This is a genomic window from Desulfatiglans sp. (genome assembly GCA_012513605.1).
Classification (GTDB): domain Bacteria; phylum Desulfobacterota; class DSM-4660; order Desulfatiglandales; family HGW-15; genus JAAZBV01.
This window is the reverse complement of record JAAZBV010000051.1, coordinates 26,693-33,525: the sequence shown is the minus strand read 5'-3', so window position 1 is coordinate 33,525 and position 6,833 is coordinate 26,693. Positions and strand designations below refer to the sequence as shown.

Annotated in this window: 3 protein-coding genes; 1 reads left to right on the top strand and 2 read right to left on the bottom strand. The window is 38.9% G+C overall.

The window, feature by feature from the left end:
- Positions 1-299 precede the first annotated feature (299 nt).
- Both GX654_06770 and GX654_06765 read right to left on the bottom strand, forming a co-directional pair.
- Positions 300-2,381: a DUF1926 domain-containing protein gene (locus GX654_06770; protein ID NLD36555.1), complete on the bottom strand. Its 2,082-nt coding sequence runs from the start codon at positions 2,379-2,381 to the stop codon at positions 300-302.
- Positions 2,374-4,860 (bottom strand): DUF3536 domain-containing protein, encoded by a 2,487-nt coding sequence (locus tag GX654_06765; GenBank protein NLD36554.1) that lies wholly within the window; start codon positions 4,858-4,860, stop codon positions 2,374-2,376. Before GX654_06765 ends, GX654_06770 begins: the two co-directional genes overlap by 8 nt.
- Before the next feature lie 206 nt (positions 4,861-5,066).
- Here GX654_06765 and GX654_06760 point away from each other — a divergent pair, with 206 nt between their 5' ends.
- A complete protein-coding gene (locus GX654_06760; GenBank protein NLD36553.1) occupies positions 5,067-6,266 on the top strand; it encodes an aminopeptidase in 1,200 nt (399 codons plus the stop codon).
- Positions 6,267-6,833: the final 567 nt, after the last annotated feature.

Genomic DNA, 6,833 nt, shown 5'->3' with positions numbered 1-6,833 from the left:
CCTCCGATCATTAAAAACTCATGGGCCAGCCTGTTTACAGCAAGATAAAAAACTGCCGGGGCCCCGACACTCCCGGCTGCACCAATTACGGTGATCTTCATATATCCTCCAAGGCATTTTTTTAATGAGCCTGAAAATATATAAATAAACTAATTATTTTACAGCTTAAAATTATATCTATCATGAGACTCTATATGATTCCAGATATTTCTAATAAAAAACAGAATAAATTGAAAAAGGTTAAAAAACAGAGCCCTGTCATTAATGCTCATAGATAGTTAAAACTATGTATCTATAGCTTAAATATTATGGGAATCTTCAATGCTCATCTTCATCTCAATACCTTTTTTCCCTCCTGGTGGCAATTCAAGAGGCAACCTAAAGAGCAGACTCGAACCCTGATAGGTGTGTTCAAATCCCTCTTCTGATTTTGACACAGTCATAATGGGGTAAAACCATACTGTTAGAGGTAGAGAGAACTCATACTTTACAATGAGACTATCTGTATTATTAACCAGATGGAACGTCTTGATATTGTTTTCTTCACCGGTCTCATATATTTCTCGTTTTTTATCTTTTTCAGGAAGGTAATAGTACTTTGCAGGGTCCTGATCAGAGTAAAGATTGATATTAAACTCACAACCGAATATCATTGAGATATAGTCCATCCCATTATTATAAAAAGTATAGGTAAAAACCATCTCAGAATCTAATGAGATATTAATAATTTTCGATAAACAAGGCTTTACAGTTGATAAGTCAAGTTGTACTTTAATGTTATCTTCCTTTGAAACCATATTTTTAAGTTTATAAATTTTACCGGAAAGATCTGCATCAGGGTGATACTGTGCCCTTGAATAATCTTCAAGGGATGTCTCGTTTGTAAAATAATGATCAAGCAGAGATATCCTTGGGTAATGGTCATAGATAAGAAGTGATTCAATATTATCTATGCCTTTATTATGTATATCATGTATAGATGCAATACCATTATTTGAGGCATTTGTATCATTATGAGCTGCACTGATACTGTTATGGTATGCCTCTTTTCTTCTGGTCAGGGTGTCGGTAAGGTTATACGCCTTCTTGAAAAAGGAGATATCAAAAATACCACCACCAGAGGCAGGAGATATGCCAATGCCCATTTTTTTGTTCTCTATTATTATCTCGTTATGCCCATCTTTATCGATATCAGTAAATACATATCCTAGCTGGTCCGGCCTGTCTTTGCAGAGTATCTCCTGAGCCCGGATAAGATTTTCCTGTATGGCCCTCCTTAGATGGCCAAGATAAAGACCGCCAAAAACCCCATGCCAGTAGGCACAGTTACACTGGGCACGCCAGATACATATCTGTGCCTCCATGTTTCCTAGTGCCTTTTCGCTCAGTAAAAGCATTTTTTTATGTATGCGGTTTGTTTCATAATACTTCACCAGAAAATTATCCCATATCCCGCCACGGACAAAAGGCCGGTAATTGTCCCACAGATTATCGTTCTTTAGTCTCTTGATGATATTTTCAAGCGCATAAGACTGGTCTGGCGGCAGTGCCCATTCAGTCATCTCCTCATAAGATGCCTGGGGGAGGTAAATCCTGCCAAGAGGCGGGTATGTGGCAATATATTCACTGGGAAGCATTGTTTTAAGCCAGTCGCTGTTGCTCTCTATTGCACTGAAGAATTTTTCAAGCCAGCCCTTTTGTATAACCCATTCATGGGTTCCGGGCCATAATCCAAATTTTTCACCATCATCACCGTATACTGCAATGTTTCTGCCCAGGCTTTCTTCGTGACGCAGATGACCGATTACATCCTCAACCATTCTGAAGGGTATAAGGTAACGCATCACCATTGGTGTTGACAGTATTTTGAGGGTGTGACCCTCTTTTTCGGTGATATAGCTTCCATATATCTGATCAGGCTTTAAGCCGGAATAATACATATGCGTATCATCGACAATTGTATAAGAAAGCCCTGAATCCTTTAAGACAAGGGGCAGGGTAGAATCCCACACCCTCTCAGTGAGCCAGAAACCCTTTGGCTGTTTCCTGAATTTTTCATTCAGGTATGCATTCATCAGGTTGACCTGACCAATCGCGTCACGGGCAGGGATTTCAGCGAGAAGCGGTTCAAAAAAACCGCCTGACAGCATCTCAACCTGTTTTCTTTTGACCATTTCGCCAATAAGAGAGATATATTCATTCCGGTTTTTATCTATCCATTCAAGCAAAGGCCCTGATAAATGGATTCCTGTTTTTATACCCGGATGCCTGTATAGGATATCCAGAAGAGGCCGGTAACATTTATCCATGGCCATACTGAATACATGATCAAAATTTCCAACAGGTTGATGACAATGAAGCGCCATTACCAGGTTAAGCATATTGATTTCCCCCTGTAAACCCCAGCAGCCTTTCGACCTGCCGGAATAATGATAAAGTGTCATGATCCATTTTTTTTATAAAACCGATATCAGTGCTCAGATCATAAAACAGATTCTGAAATTGCCATAAATCAGGATAAATATTATATTTATGAATAAATTCAACAGTCTTTAAAATATTTATTAAGCAAAGGTTTATATTATTATCCCTGATTGACAGTATTTGTCCTGTAAGAAAACATTCAATCGATTGTAATATTCTATACTGCTGTAAGAGAGTGACAGGATCAAACACTATTCTATTAACAGGGTTTGATTCCTCATCATCTGGCTCGCTTATAAAAAGAGATAATAAATATTCAATTTCATTGTAATTTATCGGAGCATCACCTGAATACTTGAATAGTTTTACAATAAGGCCATTGGTAATGGATTGAATTGCATTAGTTAAATAATCCGGTATGTTTTCATCCTGTGATGCAAGGTATCTGATGTAGTTATACATCTCCTGAGGTCTTTCACATACTGTACTAAAAAACTGATTCTCTAATCGTCTTAAAAGGATATCCATAATCTCTGATTTTATATCAGGCATCATATCGTTAAAGGTAAGGGTCTCTGAATCTGAGAGGTATTTTGAGAATGCATCAATGCCAAGTACCTGCTCTTTACCAGACAATACTCTATCAATCATTTCCTCCATGTGCTTCTGATCATCCCTGCTTGTCTTTCCTGAAATACATTTGAGCTCATTCTCAGGGGTTATAATTGAGATACTGCATATCTTATAGCCTGCATCCAATGCCTCAGGGTCACCCGTTTCAGCAAAAAATAGCTTGTTTTCACCTGTCATGCCCATTTTTACATTATGAGGTTTAACAATATTTTTTACCCATTTCAACCTATGGTCCTGATCCACAACGCATAGCAGTGAATAATTAGCACAGAGGGAGACCATATCATATTTCAGAGGAAGAATCTTTTTGTTATATACCTCAAGGCCGTTCTCATATCTTTGATCATTTGATATTGCCTTGTTCAGATAATCCATAAGGCCTTTTTCAAGCCCTTCATCGGAGAATGGCCCACATAATTCAATGGCCTTTTTTGCGTACATGAGCACCTGAATGGCCTCTATCCCGGATATATCATCAAAGAACCAGCCACAGCTTGTAAACATGTAGAGGGAGTATTTTTGAGACTCAAGGAGCCTGAATACCAGATTCTTTTGTTCTTTTGTGAGTGATCCGGCTGAGTGCTTCCGGAGAAATCTATTTTTTTCTTTTTCATCAGGCGTCATTAATACTGTTATATAATCATTTCGTGTTTTTACTGTATCTTTTAAAAGCCCCTTTGTCTCCCTTTCAAAAATCTTTGATAGACGCATGTTAAGCCAGTCAAGCCCCTCCCTTAAGGGGGCTCTCCATGACTGTGTCCAGCCAGGATGCTGACTAATACTGCACCCGCAATTTGAACGCCATCTTTCAACCCCGTGAGCACAGCTCCATGCGCTGTTTTCAATGATCATCACCTCTTTTTCAGGGGGACACATTTCAAGAAATTCACCATAATTTGTAATTGAAATATCGCCCTGATGCTTTACAGTATCAAGCACCCATGTAAGCGCCATTTCACCGAACTTGAAGTGGTGACCGTAGCTCTCCCCGTCTGTTGCCATGCTCACGAGGGCAGGGGTATTTGTCTCTGATGGATATGCCTCCATAATCTTTCTAAGAAATATCTCTCCTGACCCAAGCAGTTTTTCATATGCAATAGCCTTTGAGAGAGGCCCATTGTAAAAGAAAATATCAATATAAAGGGATCTGTCTTCTGGTAGAAAGTACCTGTATGGGTGTGTGCAGTCAACTCTGCCACCGGAAACATCCAGCCATTCTGATTTATTATGGCTGATGCTCTTTACCATATGGGCCTGAAAAGGGGAAAGAATGGTAAACCTGACACCTTCGCTGGCCATTACCTTCAGGGTATCCCTGTTTACAGCTGTTTCAGCAAGCCACATACCCTCTGCCTCCCTGCCAAATCTATGGGAGAAATCAGCCAGCCCCCATTTGACCTGCGTTATCTTGTCTTTTTCAGATGCAAGTGGCATGATTATATGGTTATAAACCTGGGCTATGGCATTGCCATGTCCTCCAAATGTGTTGCAGCTTTTTTTATCCGCCTCAATAATCTGTGAATATATCCAAGGATTATTTTTTTCCAGCCATGTTAAAAGGGTTGGGCCAAAATTGAAGCTGATTTGCTCATAATTATTTTTTAGCTTCTTAATGAATCCATTCTCACCATGAAGCCTGCTTCTCGTATTAGGGCCGTAACATTCGCGTGTTATCCTTTCATTCCAGTCATGAAAAGGATAAGCTGATTTTTGTAAATGGATGGTTCCTGTCCATGGGTTTTCTCTTGGCGGTTGATAAAAATGGCCGTGAATGCAAAGGAATCGATTGGTCTTTTTATTCATGATACTCTCTATTCGATCAGGTTTATGTCGATATCAGATTATTCTCATCCTGTTATTATGATATGCCATACTATCCTTTTTCTATCTAAAATGCATATTTTAAAATTTTAAATGATTCAGGTAAATAAAAATTTATGCTATTGTGTAGCACTATAATTAGATATTTACACATGAATTTATGTCAATCTGCCAAGGAGGATACCAAGATGATATCAACAGATAAACTGAATAAGTACGGGGATATACTGCTCTGGGGGCTTAAAAAGGCCAGGACAAAAAAATATAAACAGAATAATAACATCCTGATAAGGTTTGATATATCAGCTATCAGGCTTGCTGAGATACTTCAGGCAAAAATATTGGATATGGGTATGAACCCCATTCTTCGTATAAGCAGCACTCCTCAGATGGAAAAGAATTTTTTCGAAAGGGCAAATAACACTCAATTAGGATTCCAGCCATCCGGTGAAAAAGAGTTTAATGAGAATCTTCATGGTGTGATAAGCCTTCTTGCCCCTGAATCTATTACCCATCTGAGGCATATAGACCCCAGAAAAATAGGGAAGGCTGCCCTTGCGCGAAAGCCCCTCAGGGATATTTTGTGGAAAAGGGAGGAAAAAGGGGATTTCGGATGGACATTGTGTATGGTTCCAACACAGGGCGCTGCTGAAACAGCTGGTATCTCTATGAAACAATATACTGCGCAGGTTATAAAGGCCTGTTACCTTGATATGAAAGATCCTGTAAAGGGATGGGAAGAGACCTTTAATAATGCAATGGTCATTAAAAAATGGATCAACCGTATAAAGGTGGCATATTACCATATTGAATCTGAAAATATGGACTTAAAGATAACGCCTGGCGAAAAGCGAAGATGGATAGGGGTATCAGGCCATAATATCCCCAGTTTTGAATTGTTCATTTCACCTGACTGGAGAGGCACAGAGGGTGTTTATTATGCCAACCTGCCTTCATATAGAGATGGCAATTATGTTGAAGGGATCAGGCTTCAGTTCAAGAAGGGTGAGGTGATAAAAAGCAGTGCGAAAAAGGGAAAAGAGTTTGTCGCAAAACAGATCTCCATGGATAAAGGTGCCAGAAGGGTAGGGGAGTTTTCTCTAACTGACAAGAGATTCTCCAAAATAGACAGATTCATGGCAAATACCCTGTTTGATGAAAATTATGGAGGAAAATTTGGTAACTGCCATCTTGCAGTGGGTATGTCATACTCTGATACATTTGATGGTGACCCATCAAAGCTTACCAAGGAGATTAAGGAGAAGTTAGGCTTTAATGACTCTGCCCTTCACTGGGATATAATAAACACTGAGGATAAGGTTGTTACAGCCTGCTTGAAATCAGGAGAGAAAAAGATCATCTACGAAAACGGGATGTTCAAATACTGATATTTGGTTAAATAAAATAGCCGCGAATAAACAGCATTCGCGGCTAAAATACTTCGGTTCTTATATTCATTATTTATATCTAACTATGATCTAACTAAAGAGGTTGGGTTGATAAGTTAACCTGCCTACGCGTTAAATATAATAGTGGCTTCCCTGAATGCCGTTGTTATCTCCGATACTGATATCAACTAAAAATATTATTTGGATACGACCGGTAGAAAAGATGCACGTGCATCCGAGAAGCTCTTGTACATACCACCTGTGACTTCCTGACTTTATTATAACCCTTGGAAGAATCTACCAAATAGTATAATTACTATCCTATGGTTTAGGTGTTTGTGTTGAAGCCAGGTGGTACACCGTACATACCTATTTTCAAAGAACCTTTTGCATCATTTGATTACTGGATCGGACCAAATATTGTTTAACTTTAAAAAATTCCAACCGCACAAAAAATAATCAATGATACTGATGATCATGTTTTTACAGGTTGAATAACTGAGTAATTAACAGGTGTATTATCGCTTCAGGTCGGGTTTATTCATTAGTAAATCTTGCTACACAACT

What these genes read in the sequence shown, in the direction of transcription:
- GX654_06770 (NLD36555.1), bottom strand. Translation starts at nt 2,381, where the DNA reads ATGCTTAACCTGGTAATGGCGCTTCATTGTCATCAACCTGTTGGAAAT.
- GX654_06765 (NLD36554.1), bottom strand. Translation starts at nt 4,860, where the DNA reads ATGAATAAAAAGACCAATCGATTCCTTTGCATTCACGGCCATTTTTAT.
- GX654_06760 (NLD36553.1), top strand. Translation starts at nt 5,067, where the DNA reads ATGATATCAACAGATAAACTGAATAAGTACGGGGATATACTGCTCTGG.